Genomic DNA, 15,133 nt, shown 5'->3' with positions numbered 1-15,133 from the left:
CGCTTTGCTGAAATCCTAGGGTTTCTTGTCGGATTCATGCATTTCGCCGGATTTATGTTTTGAGTTCTCATGAAGTTACCCATGATAGAATAAAGAATTTTGATTTGTCACATTCATGCGTTTAATTAGAGGCCTGTCTCATTTGGAACCGTTGGAAAACGGTTGTGTGTTGACTATCGGGAATTTTGACGGCTTGCATTTAGGCCACAGGGCCGTGATTGATAATCTGGCGACGCGCGGTAGGGCGCTGGGTCTGCCGGTTATCGTGATGATTTTCGAGCCGCAGCCGCTGGAATATTTTCTGGGAAAAAATGCGCCGTCCCGATTGATGCGCTTGCGGGAGAAAGTGATCCAGTTTTTAAAGCTGCCCGTTGATGATTTACTAATATTGCGCTTTAATCAACAGATTGCCAATTGTGACGCCGAACAGTTCATTTCGGATATTTTAATCAAAAAACTGAATATCAAGCATTTGGTTGTCGGGGATGATTTTCATTTCGGCAAAGACCGGCGCGGCAATTTTGCCATGCTGAAGAAAGAAGGCCAGGCGTTCGGTTTCGAAGTTGAAGATACCGGATCTTATTATGTAGACGGTCAGCGCGTAAGCAGTACCCTGATCAGGGACGCGCTGGGCGCCGGTGATCTGGTTAAAGCCGAGAGACTGCTGGGACGCTGTTATTCCGTATGCGGACGGGTTGCGCATGGCGACAAGCGGGGCAGGACGATCGGCTATCCGACCGCCAATATACGCATGTTTAGAAAAAATACGCCTGTGGTCGGCGTCTATGCCGTTACCATGACCGGCATAGACGGCCAGGAATTCGAAGGCGTGGCGAATGTCGGGACGCGGCCTACGGTCGATGGCGGTTCAAAAGTGATACTGGAAACACATTTATTTGATTTTAATAAAGAAATTTACGGGCGTTATGTGGAAGTGCATTTTAAGCGAAAAATCAGAGATGAGATGCGTTTCCGGTCGCTGGATGAACTTAAGGCTCAGATCGTAAAAGATGTGGCGAATACTAAAAAGATTTTTGCTGAATTAAGAAACGTATGACGATGGACTATAAAAAAACACTGAATCTACCTAAGACTGCCTTCCCGATGAAGGCCAATCTGGCGCAACGCGAGCCGGAGCGGTTAAAGAAATGGCAGGAGGCCGGCCTGTATCGCAAAATCAGAGAGCAGTTTGCCGACAGTCCCAAATTCATTCTGCACGATGGCCCTCCCTACGCCAATGGTGAAATTCATATCGGCCACGCAGTCAATAAAGTCCTGAAAGATATCATTGTCAAATCGAAAACGCTGAGCGGTTTTGATGCGCCTTATGTGCCGGGCTGGGATTGCCACGGCCTGCCTATCGAATTGATGGTGGAAAAGAAAGTCGGCAAGGCCGGCGTTAAAGTATCTCCGGCGGTTTTTCGCAAGGCCTGCCGCGAGTATGCAGGCAAGCAGGTCAATATTCAGAAAGAAGCGTTTGTGCGTCTCGGTGTACTGGGTGATTGGGATAACCCGTATTTAACGATGGATTATGCCTTTGAAGCCGATACCGTGCGTGCATTGGGAAAAATCAGCGCCAAAGGGCATTTGACCAAGGGCGCCAAGCCCGTGCACTGGTGCACCGATTGCGGCTCGGCGCTGGCCGAAGCGGAAGTCGAGTACGAAGACAAGCATTCGCCGGCCATCGATGTGCGTTTCCAGGTTATTGATGAAGAAGCGTTTATGGCGAGCTGCCATCATGTCCCCGAGCATGAAGGCGAGGGGCCTTTATCGGTCGTTATCTGGACCACGACGCCGTGGACACTGCCGGCCAACCAGGGCGTTGCCTTGAATCCCGATCTTGACTATGCCGTGGTTCAGTGCGAGAAAGACAGCAAAAAAGAGCGCCTGGTCATAGCTGAAGTCCTGCTTAAGGATGCGATGTCGCGCTATGACGTCGAAAACTACCATGTTATTGCCTATTGCAAAGGCGCGTCGCTGGAACATCAGTTGCTGCAACATCCTTTTTATGACCGTCAGGTACCGATTATCCTCGGCGACCATGTCACGACCGATGCCGGTACCGGCGCTGTGCATACGGCACCTGGGCACGGTCAGGACGACTATGTGGTCGGTCAAAAATACGGCTTGCCGGTCGACAATCCGGTCGGCAACGATGGCGTTTTCCTGCCTAATACCGAACTGTTCGCCGGCGAGCATGTGTTCAGTGCCAATGATCATGTGGTAGCGGTGCTCAAAGAAAAAGGCAAGCTGGTGCATGAGGAAGCCATCCTGCACAGTTATCCGCACTGCTGGCGCCATAAAACGCCGATTATTTTCCGGGCCACGCCGCAATGGTTTATCTCCATGGATAAAAACGGCTTACGCGAGCAGGCGCTGAATGAAGTCAAGCGGGTAGCCTGGATTCCGGAATGGGGTCAGGCGCGTATTGAAAGCATGATGGAAAACCGGCCTGACTGGTGTATTTCGCGCCAGCGCACCTGGGGCGTGCCAATTGCCTTTTTTGTCCATAAAGAAACGGGCGAACTGCATCCGCGCACGCCTGAACTGATCGAGCAAGTGGCTCAACGCATCGAGCAAAAAGGCATAGAAGCTTGGTTTGAACTGGAGAAGGAGGAGTTGCTGGGCGAGGAAGCTTCATTATACGAGAAAATGACCGATACGCTGGATGTCTGGTTTGATTCCGGCGTTACCCATGCCTGTGTTCTGGAGAGACGCCAGGAATTGGCTTTCCCGGCCGATCTGTATCTGGAAGGTTCAGACCAGCATCGCGGCTGGTTCCAGTCATCGCTGCTGGCTTCGACGGCCATGAATGATGTGGCACCTTATGAAGCCGTGTTAACACACGGTTTTACTGTGGATGCGGAAGGCAAGAAAATGTCCAAGTCCAGAGGCAATGTGATCGCGCCGCAGGAGGTCATGAAGGAACTGGGCGCCGACGTCTTGCGCTTATGGGTAGCGTCGACCGATTATCGCGGCGAAATGTCTGTGTCCGATGAAATCCTTAACCGGACCTCGGACGGATACCGTCGCTTGAGAAACACGGCCCGGTTCCTGCTGTCGAATCTGGACGGCTTCGATCCTGCCCGGCATCTGGTCGAGGCGAAGGACTTGCTGGCCCTGGATCGTTGGGTCGTGGATAGGGCCTATGCGCTCCAGGAAGAAGTTAAGGCTGCTTACGAAAGCTATCAGTTTCAGCTTATTTTCCAGAAAGTGCACCATTTTTGCGTGATCGATCTGGGCGGCTTTTATCTGGATATCATCAAGGACCGTCAATATACGGCCAAAGAAGATTGTCTGGCCAGACGTTCTGCTCAAACGGCCATGTATCATGTGCTGGAAGCGCTGACTCGCTGGCTCGCGCCCATCATCAGCTATACAGCCGATGAAATCTGGAATTATATGCCCGGCGAGCGCAGTGAATCGATATTTCTGGAAACTTGGTATCAAGGCCTGTGCAAACTGGACGACGAGGCTGCGATGAACCGCGAGTTCTGGCAGAAAGTCATGGCTGTCCGAACTGTCGTCGGTAAAGAGCTGGAAAAGAGTCGGGCGAAGGGAGAGATAGGCGCTTCGCTCAATGCCGAGGTCGAACTGTATTGCAATGCGGATTATTTTGATGCTTTGAACCGCTTGACCGATGAGCTGCGCTTTGTTTTTATTACTTCAAATGCCACGGTAATGGCCGATCAGGTTTGTCCTGATGATGCCGTTCAAACCGAGATTGACGGCGTCAAGTTAAAAGTTGTTGTGTCCGGGCATAAAAAATGCGTGCGCTGTTGGCATCAACGTCAGGATGTGGGGTCGCATGCCGATCACCCTGAACTTTGCGGTCGCTGCGTTGAAAACGTGGCTGGCGCTGGCGAAAACCGACAATTTGCGTGAGTACTATGTTGAAATGGTTATGGTTGTCATTATTGGCAATAGCTCTGGATCAGGGCAGTAAGCTCATCATCGATAGTTCGATGCAGCTTTACGAGTCTATCCCGGTCATGCCGTATTTTAATCTGACTTATCTGCATAACCCCGGAGCGGCTTTCAGCTTCCTGAGCGAAGCGGGCGGCTGGCAGCGCTGGTTTTTTGCAGGGTTAGCCATTGTGATCAGTGTAGGCATTACTGTCTGGCTGGCCAGATTAAAAAAACATGAGACCTTGCTGGCTGCCGCGCTGGCGCTGGTTCTGGGTGGTGCGATCGGTAACTTAATTGACCGGTTGTTGTATGGTTATGTTATCGATTTTCTCGATGTGTATTATGATTCTTGGCACTGGCCGGCCTTTAATATCGCCGATTCGGCCATTACGCTGGGCGTGGTTCTGATGCTTGCCGAATCATTTGGCATTGGGCAGTCCAAGCATGCTGAACAGGCATAGATCGCCGCCGGGCTATTAGGTATTCAATAAACTGAACAGTTTCTGCCAATCAAACGATGCGCCCGGATCGGTTTTTCGTTCGGGCGCAATATCGCTATGTCCTGTAATGCGATCTGTCGATAGCTGCGGATAGGTCTCAAGCAGCAGGCGAATCACTGCCGCCAGTTGCAGGTATTGTGCGTCTGTGTACTCGATCAGCTCGGTGCCTTCAAGTTCTATGCCGATGGAGAAATCATTACACCTTTCCCGGCCTTCATAAACCGATTTCCCGGCATGCCAGGCGCGCTTGTCAAAAGGCACATACTGCACGATTTCTCCCGTCCGCCTGATCAATAGATGTGAGGATACCGTCAGCTGATAGATGTCTCTGAAATAGGGATGCTTGTCCGGGTCGAGCTGATTGCAGAAGAGCTGGTCAATATAAGGCGTGCCGAATTCGCTCGGCGGCAGACTGATGCAGTGTATGACCAGTAAGGAAATATCCGTAGCATCGGTTCTTGCGTCAAAGTTTGGCGAAGGGAGACGGGTAATGTCAGTCAGCCAATGACTATCTATTTTCATGAGATTTATAGAGGAAAAAACGGAAATAGAGCACAGAATTCACGATAAAAATGCGTATTATCTGTCAAAATAATAATTTAGGTATAGTCTTGGTTTGGCAAAGACTGATCATTTATTTTGCGGAAGAAACATGGCTATGAACATACGGCAATACACAGACATTAGCAAAAGCACATCGAATGATGCCGAAATTCTAGCTAAATTCAGATCGATTTTTTATCAATACATCGAGCCATTGGTGGATGATTGCTGTATGCGGATTGATTTCGAATTCGGGCTGCAATCAGGAAAAGATCGCGAGAAAACGGATTATAGAAAGCAGTTGGAGCACGTTCAGGCGGTTCGAAGAAAAATAAAGCAAAATTACTTACTTAAGGTGAGCGATGCTTTCCATTTTACCTCTCAAAAGACGGTAAAAAATCCGGATCAGAAAATAAATATGGCCTCTGCCTCGCTGGCTAGCGATGCTATGGTAGAGGAAAGTCATGTAGTTGCTTCCATTATCCGCGACTGCGAGCATTCTTTTCAAGGGCAGTTGCATCAGATGAACAGGCAACTCTCAATCAAGATGGGAAAACAAGTCTTTTCTGACCGTAATAATCCGGCTTCACCGGCAAATCTGGCTCATGCTTTGGCCGAGGTGATTAATCCATTGAAATTAACCACCAAGTTTCGGGTTGCTGTCTATAAATCATTTGAAGATCATGTGTTTAGCCAGCTAGGCTTTATCTACGGCGAATTGACCAGGCGGCTCGATTCAGAGTGTGAAATAGTCTCATACGATGTCAGTGAAATTAGGGAAGCGTCTGAACCTTCTATCGCAAGCAGTGAATCGATAAGCCGAGATTTTCAGATATTACAGAAAAAACTGGATCGGTGGCGTTCAATGTACACCCCGTCAGCTTATGATTTAATTCCGAAATCCGAAAGTGCAGCCACCTATGAGCATTTTGAAATAATACACGCGCTGGAAATTCTTGGTCAGCTTTATGCTTTCGAGGATGCTGATCGGGAGATCGGGAGCCCGCTGAAATGGCGAGTCATTAAAAAGCTTGAAGAGCTAAATTTCAGCGGTGATATCAAGGCATTGGCCAAATGCGATGAAGATATTCTGGATTTAGCGGCTTTGATTTTTGGAGAAATTAACAGTGACGATACGCTGACAAGCACTGTAAAGTCCGCCTTGCTCCAGTTGGAAATACCTTGGGCTGCGGTTACATTGGGACAATACAGCGTCTTTACCGGTATAGAGAATCCTGTCAGGCGCTTATTGAATGATTTGTTTGCTGCCGGGCAATTTTTAAATCCGGCTGATCATAGTGACCGCCTGGTTTACGAGCGCATTGTCGACGTCATAAAGCTTATAACCAGAGAAAATGGATCTGGGCATGTTCATTGGGCAAATGAGGCAAGCGATTTTGGGCGTTATCTGGAAAAACAAAAGCAGCGGGTTCAGATTCTTGAAGATCGCTCCAGACAGTTAATGCAAAATAAAGAATCGCTGGAGCTGAGCAAAAAAGTCGTAGCCAAGACTATTGATGACAGCATACAGGGAAAGGAATTGCCGGCAGTCATAGCCGACTTTCTGCATGATGTCTGGCAACATGTTTTGCTGGTCGATCACGTGCGTAGAAATGAAGAGCCGGAACTTTGGATAAAATCGGTACGGGCCATGGAAGAGTTGATCGTCAGCGTATTGCCTCCGAGAGATGATGATGAAAAAAAACGGATATTAAAATTTTTGCCCGGCATGATCAAAGAACTGAGATACGGACTGGATCGAATTTCATACGATAAAAACGCACAGTCACGCTTCTTTAAGGATCTTGCGGTACGGCATATCATTCTGATGGATAGTAAAGATAGAAAAAGAGAGCTGGGCAGTGTTGTTAAAGCCAGTCCGGTTGTGGAACAGGGCGCGAGCATCAAACCCGAAGTCATCGTGGATGAGTGGAGCGAGCAGGTAAAAGATATACTTGAAAACAGCTGGGCAGCTTTCGGTTCCGAGTTGGAACGGCAATGGGGCAAGCTGATATGGAAAAGTGCGGAAACGGAAAATATGCTGTTTGTCGGCAAAAATGGCGCAAAAATGCTTGAAGTTAAAGTCCAGGAATTGGCTGAAAAATTTAGACAAGGGCAGGCGGCTATTGTAACCTTGGATGAGAGATCCATCGTAGAACAAGCGCTTTCCAAATTAGACAGGTTATGACAGAACAATCAAAAATCGCAGAAGTAAAACCTTTTCTTGATGAAGATATCGGTTCGGGCGATATTACAGCGGAAATCATTCCCGAAACAACGCATGCAGAAGCCGAGGTCATTACCCGGGAGGCCATGGTGCTCTGCGGCCGTGCCTGGTTTGATGCGGTATTCAAGGCATTAAATCCCGGCGTCAACATTGATTGGCTAGTGAGTGAAGGCGATAAGGTCGATAAAGACACGCTCCTTTGCAGGCTCAGCGGTCCGGCCAGAAGCCTGTTAACGGGAGAACGTACCGCGTTGAATTTATTGCAGACTTTGTCAGCTACGGCAACAGTCGCCAAGCAATACGCGGAAGCTGTCGCCGGCACCGGCTGTAAAGTGCTGGACACCCGCAAGACCATGCCAGGACTCAGGAATGCACAGAAATACGCGGTTGCCTGTGGCGGCTGCCATAATCATAGAATTGGGCTGTATGACGGCGTATTGATCAAGGAAAATCATATTATGGCGGCAGGCTCCATAGCCAAGGCTGTTCAGAGCGCGCGTGCCAAAACATCGGTTCCTGTCGAAGTGGAGGTCGAATCCATGCAGGAGCTGGAAGAGGCTATCGCGGCCAAGCCCGATCGCATTATGTTGGACAATTTTACTCTCGAAGACATGCGGGCAGCGGTAGCGCTGAATGCCGGGGCTATAGAGCTGGAAGCGTCGGGTAATATCGGCCTTGACAATATACGCACGATTGCCGAAACGGGAGTCGATTATATTTCCATCGGCGCATTGACTAAAAATGTCCGCGCCGTTGACTTGTCGATGCGCATTAAACTGGTAGCCGGCAATGATTGAAGATCCTGACAAGCTGTTCAAGCAAATCAGTCATGGCATCTATGTCATAGGCGTCAGTGACGGAATACATCAAAACGCCTTTACGGCGGCTTGGGTTATGCAGGTTTCTTTTGATCCGCTGCTGCTGGCGTTGAGCATTAATCCCCAGCATTATTCCTATAAGCTGCTGCAGGCGGGCGGTATCTGTACCGTCAATGTTCTGGGGCAGGATCAGCAGGCCATTGCCGAGCATTTCGGCCGCCCCGGCCTCAAAGACAAGATGGCCGGTTTTCAGTGGCTGACAGGTAAAACCGGAGCGCCGATATTATCCGAAAGTCTTGCTTATTTTGACTGCGAAGTCAGTCATTATACTGAGGCGGGCGATCATAAAATCGCGGTCTGCAGAGTCATTGACGCGGCGATGCTGAATCAAGGTAAGCCGCTATTGTATGTCCAGACCGGCGATATGGACGGCAGCAGCGCGCTTTATGAGGAAAGCGCTGAATAAAAGTTGTAAGGCAGATCAGTGACAGTAGTGCGCCGAGCGGCTAATTTTGTGGTATTGGTCCAGCGCCGCGTTAAAGCCGACGGCAATCGTCTCAGTCAATATATTCATATTTTGTGACGATTTTTCTGACACCAGCGGTCTGCCGGGCCGCTTCTGTGGCTGCCGCGCCTTCATTCTTGTGCACCAGCCCCATCAGGTAAACTACACCGTTTTCGGTGACTACTTTGACTTCTGTGCCGTTGAATCCGGGTATCGTATTAATGGAAGCCAGTGCTGCTTTCAAGTTTGCGGTAATCATCGCATCATTAGCGCGTGCTTGCTCTGAACTGGGCTTGGCAAGTAGTACGGCATTGTGTATCTGTTTTATGTTAGGAATGGTTCGGACTATGGCAATGATTTTATTGCGCAAGCCCGCGCTAGGGGCTTCACCCGTAACCAGGGCTATGCCATTGTAAGCTGTGACATTTACGTGGCTGTTCTCTTCTATTTCTTCATCGGCTCTTAATGCTTGGGATGCATTGGCTTCTATGGATTGATCCATCAATACGATATCGCCATGGCGGCGTTCATTGATTGGTTTGCCGGTGGTTGCGCAACCGTTCACGGACAGGCCGATAACGAGCAACAGAGATAGCAACAGATGATTTTTCATGGATTAGCCGCCGAAGAGTTGATGGTCGATTAAGTCGCACAGGCAATGCGTAATCAGCAGGTGTACTTCCTGTATGCGCGCGGTTGAGCTTGACGGTACACGGATTTCTATATCAGTTTCATTCAGTAACGGTGCAATCATGCCGCCGTCATGGCCGGTCAAGGCGATGACTGAAATATCTTTATCATGTGCAGTAGTGATCGCCTTGGATAAATTGGCCGCATTGCTGGCGTCGGTGTATGCGACCAGGATATCGCCGCCTTGTCCAAGCGCCCGGATTTGTTTCGCGAAAATTTCATCGAAATGATAAGCATTGGCTATGGCTGTAAGGGCAACCGTGTCCGTGGTTAAGGCAATGGCCGGCAATGAGGGGCGTTCGCGCTCAAACTGGTTGAGCATGGCCGAGGACAAAAACTGGGCATTGGCCGCCGAGCCGCCATTTCCGCAGGACAATATCTTTTTGTCATTCAGTAAGGCGGCGACCAGGCGTTGCGAGGCAAACTCGATAAGCTCGCAGAGGCCGGCCATGGCATCCTGTTTGGTCTGAATGCTGTCGGAGAAATGATTGATGATTCGGTCTTGTAAGCTCATTGAAATTGCAGGGTTAAAAGGCGTTTTGTATCCAATCTATAGTGCCATTGCCTGAAATGGCGATAACATCAAAACGAATAGGCCTGTCTGTCTTATTGGCTGATAAATAATGATGAGTTGCCGCTATTATACGGGATTGTTTCTTTTGTGTAACACTCTCGAGCGCGCTGCCGTATTTATCGGATGTGCGAAATCTGACTTCGATGATCACCAGTGTCTGCTTATCGAGCATGACTAAATCGAGTTCGCCCTGCTTGCAGCGGAAATTGCGGCAGACCGGTTCGAGTCCTTTGTCGAGCAGAAAGCGATAGGCCTGCTCTTCGGCATTTTCACCGCGGATTAAGTGAGTTGCTTTGGCTTTGATTTTATTCAGCATGCTCGTCCATCGGCAACAATGCTTGCGCGGGCTGATTTTCATGCGTGGGAGATGTATTGATAGTGTCGATCAATTCAGGCCGCCCATCCATGAATTTGGCGCAAGCCAGTTCGCGTTTAATGCGCCCGTCAGGCATCAGTGACAAGATTCCGGTGGCTCCGGAGTAGGGAGCGATGTCGAGCTTATCCAGTTGGCCAATCAGGCTATAGGCATCTATACCCATGGCGATCAGGCGCAAATAAGGACTGGTAAATTGTCTCCAGATGTCTTGCAGAGCGCTCATGCTGAGGCCGTCCTGACCGGAGCTGAGCAGCCAGGGCGTATCGCAAAATGTTATCTTGTTGAGGTCCTGGTCCAGCGCCGGATCGGGCTGGCCACTGTAGACAGCCGGCAACGCGTAAATGGGCAGATTACCGGCTTGATAGTATTGCAATTGCGGATTGATCAGGCGCGCTTCGCCGCTATAAGCGCTTAGCAGGAGCGCATCGGCATCCTGCCGCTGTCGAGGCGTATAGGTCAATGAGGGCACCAATTGGCTAATTTTATGATAGCGGCCCTCGCTTTCATCGATATTCAGCAGCTTTTTGATGGCTGGGGAAAAGTCGGTGGACTTTGGATTATAGCTTTGCAACTCAAGAATTGAGCCGCCGACTCCCTGCCAGTTTTCTGTGAAAAAATTGACTATGCGTTTGCCCTGATCGTTTTCCGGAATCAGCAATAAGGCTTTTTGGCGGCCGTCCAGCCAGGCCTTATGGGAAATCTGTTCAACGTCATCCATCGGGCTGAGGCTGAACTGGTAGAGATTGTGTTTCAGCAGTCCCGGAATATGGTTTAAAGCCAGTACGGGAACGTCAAATGCAACAGAGTCCGCAAGGCTTTGAATGTGTTCTTTGTTTAGCGGGCCGACAATGAATTCCGCTCCGTCAGTGATCGCCTGATTATATAAGTCGGCTGGGGTTGACTGTTCAGTATCGTAAAAGCGGATAGTGGGTTTTGAGCCATTGCTGTCCTGGCGAGCGTAGGCGGCCATAAAACCGGCGCGTATGGCCTTGGCGGCTTGAGCGAAAGGGCCTGATTCGGGAAGTAAAACGGCGATCGATAGGGACTGTTTGTCTGCGTTTTCGGCCCTGTTTTTCAGTAAGTAAGAGTTGGCCGGATGTCCTGGAAAAATTTCGCGCCATTTTGCCAATCCGGCATCAAAAGCGGCTGGGTCTTGCTCCTTTAGTTTTAATACGCTGGCCAAGGATAGCCATCCGGCCAGTTCATCCTTTGCCTCATGCGATTGCGCCTGCAAGGCAGGCTCCGGCATTAGGCTTAATGTTTCAAGAATGGCGGCATGGTTGTCATCGCGCTCATCAGGCGAGCTTAACAATTTGTTCAACTCGATTCTGGATTTAACGCTGTCCAACAGGCGGCCGGTTAATGAAAACGCAAAGGCCTGTGATTGAAAGTATTTGATTCTATTTTCCGGGCTTAGCTGCTGGGCTTGAATTAACTCCAGTCTGCCGAGGGCCTGTTCGGCCTCACCGACATTGAGCGCAATCTGGGCATAAATCAGATTCAGCTGGCCGCGTTGCTGGACAGACAAGGCGGCAGGATCAAGGTCATCGGCGAGTTTTTGCGCTGTATCATGATTGCCGGCTTGAATCAGGGCGTCAATAGCCTGCAGTTGGTGCTGGCTTTGTTCGGGAGACAGTTCGCTGGCAGGTTGCTGGTATAATGGCGGTGCCGGTTCGGTTAGGGGGGCTTGCATGAGAGGGGTAGTCTGCCCTTGAGGCTGGACATTATTGTCAGGCAGCATGGCGCAGCCGGAAAAAAGCCATAAGACCGGAAGCGAGACATAGAGTAATAGCGGCTTATACCTTGGCCGTATCTTAAAATCAGAAGTTTTCAAGTGAGAAAGTCCAATGTCAAGTCAATGCGGCAAATTATATGTTGTTGCTACGCCAATAGGTAATTTAGCAGATATTACCTTTAGAGCGGTGGAAATATTAAAACAGGTTGATTTAATTGCCGCGGAAGACACCCGGCACGTCAAAATGCTGTTACAGCATTATGGCATCAGCAATAAAGTGGTGTCACTGCATCAGCACAATGAGGATACGGCTTCGGCCGGTCTGCTGGAAAAAATGAGACAGGGTCAATCAATCGCGCTGGTTTCAGATGCCGGTACGCCGCTGCTAAGCGATCCGGGTATGCCGTTGGTGCGCATGGTGAAAGACGCGGGGCTGGAAGTGTCGCCGGTGCCGGGCGCTTGCGCATTGATCGCCGCATTGTCGGCGGCAGGACTGCCGGTTACAAAATTTTCTTTCGAAGGCTTTTTGCCCAGAACTTCATCGGCGCGGCAGGCGTTTTTTTATGAAAAACTGATGTGCCCGACCACCTGGGTATTTTATGAGTCCAGCCATCGGATTCTGGCCTCGTTAAAAGACATGGCAGAAGTATTGCCGTTGGACCGTCAGATCGTCATTGCCAGAGAATTGACCAAACTGCATGAAACCATTGTAAAGACTCATTTGGGCAAGGCGTTGGAGTTGGTCGAGAACGACGAAAATATGAGAAAGGGCGAGTTCGTTGTCATTGTCGATGGTGCGGTCGTGGATAAAAAAGAACAGATTATTACCCCAGAGCAGCAGAAACTGCTGGCTGTGTTATTGCGGGAATGCTCTATTAAAACCGCCGTCGCGATGGCTGTGGAAATCACCGGCGTTAGAAAAAAATTGCTATACCAGGCCGCGCTGGATATGCAATAAGTAAAAACGCTTAGTTTATCCGTTAATGGTATTCGTCAAGGTACTGGTTGAATAAGTGTGACAGATTAAGCAATACGTAAAAGCACTTAGGTTGTCCGTTAATATCATTCGTCGAGGCAGTCAGCGAACAAGTGTGGTAAACTATGCATTGAAAGAGTCGGCTGAACAGTCGCTGTTTTATCGCAAGATAAAATGGAGGAAAGTCCGGGCTCCATTGGGCAGGGTGCCAGGTAACGCCTGGGGGGCGCGAGCCTACGGAAAGTGCCGCAGAAAATATACCGCCAGCCTTCGTGGCTGGTAAGGGTGAAAAGGTGCGGTAAGAGCGCACCGCGCAACTGGTAACAGGAGCGGCAGGGTAAACCCCACCCGGAGCAAGATCAAATAGAGGAACAGACGCGTGGCCCGCGCGGTTCCTGGGTAGATTGCTTGAGCTGCAAGGTGACTTGCAGCCCAGATGAATGGCTGTTCTAGACAGAACCCGGCTTACAGGCTGACTCTTTCTTTTGTTTAAGCCTCAAATTTTCGAGAGGTTGAATTCATAAACATTTTTGAAGTTGAAGTTGTATGAAAATGTTCGGTAAATATTGCCGCAGTTCCTTGCCATTTCTTCCCGCTATCACCGATAAAGCCTGCCGAGCTTAAGGTGTCTCACGTTTAAAGTATTACTGCCATAATATCAATTAACTTTCTGATAAAGCATAAGATTTATTTGAAGGTATTTTATGCGTTTCAACCTGTCATTCAAGGTTACGTAAGTCATTGTCAAAAAAGAAAGATTATTAATGAAATCCTCCTTGACTCAAGCTGGTTTGAAAACTATAGTGAATTATAGTGGTGAAAAGTGGAAAAAAATGGTTTTTTTGGGAATTCGAGGTAAATCTTGTTTCGAGGTATCAGTTCAATCACGCTTGATGATAAAGGGCGTCTTGCCATTCCAACACGTTATCGTGAGGAATTGCAGGAGTGCTGCGATCGTCAGATGGTTGTGACAGTTGCCGTGGATGAGCGATGTGTCGGAGAACACGGCTGTTTATGGCTGTATCCACTGCCTGAATGGGAAAAACTCGAACAAACGATCAGTAAATTGCCCACCTTGAATAAAATGGCCGGCAAGTTAAGACGTTTCGTTATTGGCAATGCTTCCGAGTGCGATATGGACGGGCAGGGGAGGTTGTTATTGCCGGAAAAACTCAGGACGTATGCGCGCATGGACAAGAAAATTGTTTTAGTTGGCCAGCTTAATAAGTTTGAAATTTGGAACGAAGAGGCATGGACGGCAAAAGAAAATGAATGGCTCAATGGCGATGATGACGAAGGGTTGGAAGATCTAGGGTCATTATCCTTTTAAGACGGGAGATTTGTTAGTGAAACATTTGCCCGTTATGTTTGCGGAAGCTCTGCAACAGTTGGCGATTAAACAAGACGGCATTTATCTGGATTGTACATTCGGTCGAGGCGGCCACAGTCAGGGGATCTTGGAACAATTAGGTCCATCCGGACGCTTGCTGGCTTTTGACCGCGACGCTGATGCGGTTAACTCCGAATATGCAAAGGCCATGCTTCAAGATAAGCGATTTCAGTTGATACATAACTGTTTTTCCGAGCTGGAAAACATAATTACCAGCGAAAGTCTGGCGGGGCATGTCGACGGGATTCTGATGGATTTGGGTGTGTCATCCCCTCAACTGGACAATCCTGAAAGGGGCTTCAGTTTTCTGCGCGACGGACCGTTGGACATGCGCATGAACGGAAATGCCGGAGTATCGGCGGCGCAGTGGTTGATGACTGTCGATGAGCAGGATCTCGTCAAAGTTTTGTTCGAATATGGCGAGGAACGCTTCGCGCGACGCATAGCCAGGGCTGTCATCGAAAGACGAGCCCAATCGCCTGTGGCAACCACCGGACAATTAGCCGCGCTTATTGAAGAGGCCGTGCCGGTCAGAGAAAAGCATAAGCATCCTGCAACGCGTACCTTTCAAGCCATACGCATTGAAATCAACCGGGAATTGGATGAGTTAAAAGACGTCCTGCAGCAATCGGCGCGGGTTCTGAAGCCGGGCGGACGATTGGTAGTGATCTCTTTTCATTCGCTGGAAGACAGAATCGTAAAGCGTTTTATCAGGGACGAGTCCGGGGCTAAATATGATCCCGGCAAGCTGCCTGTCAAGGAAGCCGATATTGATAAAGGCCTTTTTAAAAAAGTAGGCAAGGCGTTAAAAGCCGGTAAGCAGGAGACTGCGCAGAACCCTAGGGCGCGCAGTGCAATCATGCGGGTAGCTGAGAGAATTTAAGTGGCGA

Annotated in this window: 14 protein-coding genes and 1 other RNA gene; 10 read left to right on the top strand and 5 right to left on the bottom strand. The window is 49.3% G+C overall.

Going from position 1 to position 15,133, the window contains the following annotated elements:
- Positions 1-115: 115 nt before the first annotated feature.
- The 3 genes from ribF to lspA are packed head-to-tail and all read left to right on the top strand — an operon-like array spanning position 116 to position 4,370.
- Positions 116-1,057, top strand: coding sequence for a bifunctional riboflavin kinase/FAD synthetase (gene ribF, locus ACTNE6_RS17855; RefSeq protein WP_194968184.1), 942 nt, complete (start codon positions 116-118; stop codon positions 1,055-1,057).
- Entirely contained in the window at positions 1,054-3,885 is a 2,832-nt protein-coding gene (gene ileS / locus ACTNE6_RS17850) for an isoleucine--tRNA ligase (protein ID WP_442497704.1), read from the top strand. The genes ribF and ileS overlap by 4 nt, the downstream gene beginning before the upstream one ends.
- Positions 3,886-3,890: 5 nt before the next feature.
- Positions 3,891-4,370 carry a signal peptidase II gene (gene lspA / locus ACTNE6_RS17845; RefSeq protein WP_194968186.1) on the top strand — a complete coding sequence of 160 codons (480 nt, stop codon included), beginning with the start codon at positions 3,891-3,893 and terminating at the stop codon, positions 4,368-4,370.
- A 15-nt stretch (positions 4,371-4,385) separates the two neighbouring features.
- Here lspA and ampD read toward each other — a convergent pair whose 3' ends face one another.
- On the bottom strand, positions 4,386-4,931 hold the full coding sequence (gene ampD / locus ACTNE6_RS17840) for a 1,6-anhydro-N-acetylmuramyl-L-alanine amidase AmpD (protein ID WP_442497703.1): 546 nt from the start codon (positions 4,929-4,931) through the stop codon (positions 4,386-4,388).
- 130 nt (positions 4,932-5,061) lie between these two features.
- Here ampD and ACTNE6_RS17835 point away from each other — a divergent pair, with 130 nt between their 5' ends.
- From ACTNE6_RS17835 to ACTNE6_RS17825, 3 genes are read left to right on the top strand one after another with little or no spacing between them, the layout of a single operon-like run.
- Positions 5,062-7,140 (top strand): DUF1631 family protein, encoded by a 2,079-nt coding sequence (locus ACTNE6_RS17835; RefSeq protein WP_442497702.1) that lies wholly within the window; start codon positions 5,062-5,064, stop codon positions 7,138-7,140.
- Positions 7,137-7,976, top strand: a complete 840-nt coding sequence (gene nadC, locus ACTNE6_RS17830) for a carboxylating nicotinate-nucleotide diphosphorylase (protein ID WP_194968189.1) — start codon at positions 7,137-7,139, stop codon at positions 7,974-7,976. Before ACTNE6_RS17835 ends, nadC begins: the two co-directional genes overlap by 4 nt.
- Entirely contained in the window at positions 7,969-8,463 is a 495-nt protein-coding gene (locus ACTNE6_RS17825) for a flavin reductase family protein (protein WP_442497701.1), read from the top strand. The genes nadC and ACTNE6_RS17825 overlap by 8 nt, the downstream gene beginning before the upstream one ends.
- A 91-nt stretch (positions 8,464-8,554) precedes the next feature.
- Here ACTNE6_RS17825 and ACTNE6_RS17820 read toward each other — a convergent pair whose 3' ends face one another.
- The 4 genes from ACTNE6_RS17820 to ACTNE6_RS17805 are packed head-to-tail and all read right to left on the bottom strand — an operon-like array spanning position 8,555 to position 11,835.
- Positions 8,555-9,115, bottom strand: coding sequence for a BON domain-containing protein (locus ACTNE6_RS17820; RefSeq protein WP_442497700.1), 561 nt, complete (start codon positions 9,113-9,115; stop codon positions 8,555-8,557).
- A 3-nt stretch (positions 9,116-9,118) separates the two neighbouring features.
- Positions 9,119-9,706 carry a phosphoheptose isomerase gene (locus tag ACTNE6_RS17815; protein ID WP_442497699.1) on the bottom strand — a complete coding sequence of 196 codons (588 nt, stop codon included), beginning with the start codon at positions 9,704-9,706 and terminating at the stop codon, positions 9,119-9,121.
- A gap of 13 nt (positions 9,707-9,719) precedes the next feature.
- Positions 9,720-10,082, bottom strand: a complete 363-nt coding sequence (locus ACTNE6_RS17810; protein WP_442497698.1) for a YraN family protein — start codon at positions 10,080-10,082, stop codon at positions 9,720-9,722.
- Positions 10,072-11,835 (bottom strand): penicillin-binding protein activator, encoded by a 1,764-nt coding sequence (locus ACTNE6_RS17805; RefSeq protein ID WP_442497697.1) that lies wholly within the window; start codon positions 11,833-11,835, stop codon positions 10,072-10,074. Before ACTNE6_RS17805 ends, ACTNE6_RS17810 begins: the two co-directional genes overlap by 11 nt.
- Positions 11,836-11,989: 154 nt before the next feature.
- Between ACTNE6_RS17805 and rsmI the strand changes: the two genes are divergently transcribed.
- From rsmI to rsmH, 4 genes are all read left to right on the top strand, one after another.
- Positions 11,990-12,835: a 16S rRNA (cytidine(1402)-2'-O)-methyltransferase gene (gene rsmI / locus ACTNE6_RS17800; RefSeq protein WP_434484579.1), complete on the top strand. Its 846-nt coding sequence runs from the start codon at positions 11,990-11,992 to the stop codon at positions 12,833-12,835.
- Positions 12,836-12,988: 153 nt separating this feature from the next.
- An RNA gene (gene rnpB / locus ACTNE6_RS17795) (RNase P RNA component class A) lies at positions 12,989-13,337 on the top strand.
- Between the two features lie 378 nt (positions 13,338-13,715).
- Positions 13,716-14,183, top strand: a complete 468-nt coding sequence (gene mraZ / locus ACTNE6_RS17790; RefSeq protein ID WP_194968196.1) for a division/cell wall cluster transcriptional repressor MraZ — start codon at positions 13,716-13,718, stop codon at positions 14,181-14,183.
- Between the two features lie 16 nt (positions 14,184-14,199).
- Positions 14,200-15,126 carry a 16S rRNA (cytosine(1402)-N(4))-methyltransferase RsmH gene (rsmH, locus tag ACTNE6_RS17785; RefSeq protein ID WP_442497696.1) on the top strand — a complete coding sequence of 309 codons (927 nt, stop codon included), beginning with the start codon at positions 14,200-14,202 and terminating at the stop codon, positions 15,124-15,126.
- Positions 15,127-15,133: the final 7 nt, after the last annotated feature.

The sequence above is a fragment of the Methylobacter sp. sgz302048 genome (assembly GCF_052162025.1).
Lineage (GTDB): Bacteria > Pseudomonadota > Gammaproteobacteria > Methylococcales > Methylomonadaceae > Methylobacter.
The sequence above is the reverse complement of the archived record's forward strand: the minus strand, read 5'-3'. Positions and strand labels throughout refer to the sequence as shown.

Coding starts and splice junctions, on each gene's coding strand:
- ribF (WP_194968184.1), top strand. CDS start 116: ATGCGTTTAATTAGAGGCCTGTCTCATTTGGAACCGTTGGAAAACGGT.
- ileS (WP_442497704.1), top strand. CDS start 1,054: ATGACGATGGACTATAAAAAAACACTGAATCTACCTAAGACTGCCTTC.
- lspA (WP_194968186.1), top strand. CDS start 3,891: ATGTTGAAATGGTTATGGTTGTCATTATTGGCAATAGCTCTGGATCAG.
- ampD (WP_442497703.1), bottom strand. CDS start 4,931: ATGAAAATAGATAGTCATTGGCTGACTGACATTACCCGTCTCCCTTCG.
- ACTNE6_RS17835 (WP_442497702.1), top strand. CDS start 5,062: ATGGCTATGAACATACGGCAATACACAGACATTAGCAAAAGCACATCG.
- nadC (WP_194968189.1), top strand. CDS start 7,137: ATGACAGAACAATCAAAAATCGCAGAAGTAAAACCTTTTCTTGATGAA.
- ACTNE6_RS17825 (WP_442497701.1), top strand. CDS start 7,969: ATGATTGAAGATCCTGACAAGCTGTTCAAGCAAATCAGTCATGGCATC.
- ACTNE6_RS17820 (WP_442497700.1), bottom strand. CDS start 9,115: ATGAAAAATCATCTGTTGCTATCTCTGTTGCTCGTTATCGGCCTGTCC.
- ACTNE6_RS17815 (WP_442497699.1), bottom strand. CDS start 9,706: ATGAGCTTACAAGACCGAATCATCAATCATTTCTCCGACAGCATTCAG.
- ACTNE6_RS17810 (WP_442497698.1), bottom strand. CDS start 10,082: ATGCTGAATAAAATCAAAGCCAAAGCAACTCACTTAATCCGCGGTGAA.
- ACTNE6_RS17805 (WP_442497697.1), bottom strand. CDS start 11,835: ATGCAAGCCCCCCTAACCGAACCGGCACCGCCATTATACCAGCAACCT.
- rsmI (WP_434484579.1), top strand. CDS start 11,990: ATGTCAAGTCAATGCGGCAAATTATATGTTGTTGCTACGCCAATAGGT.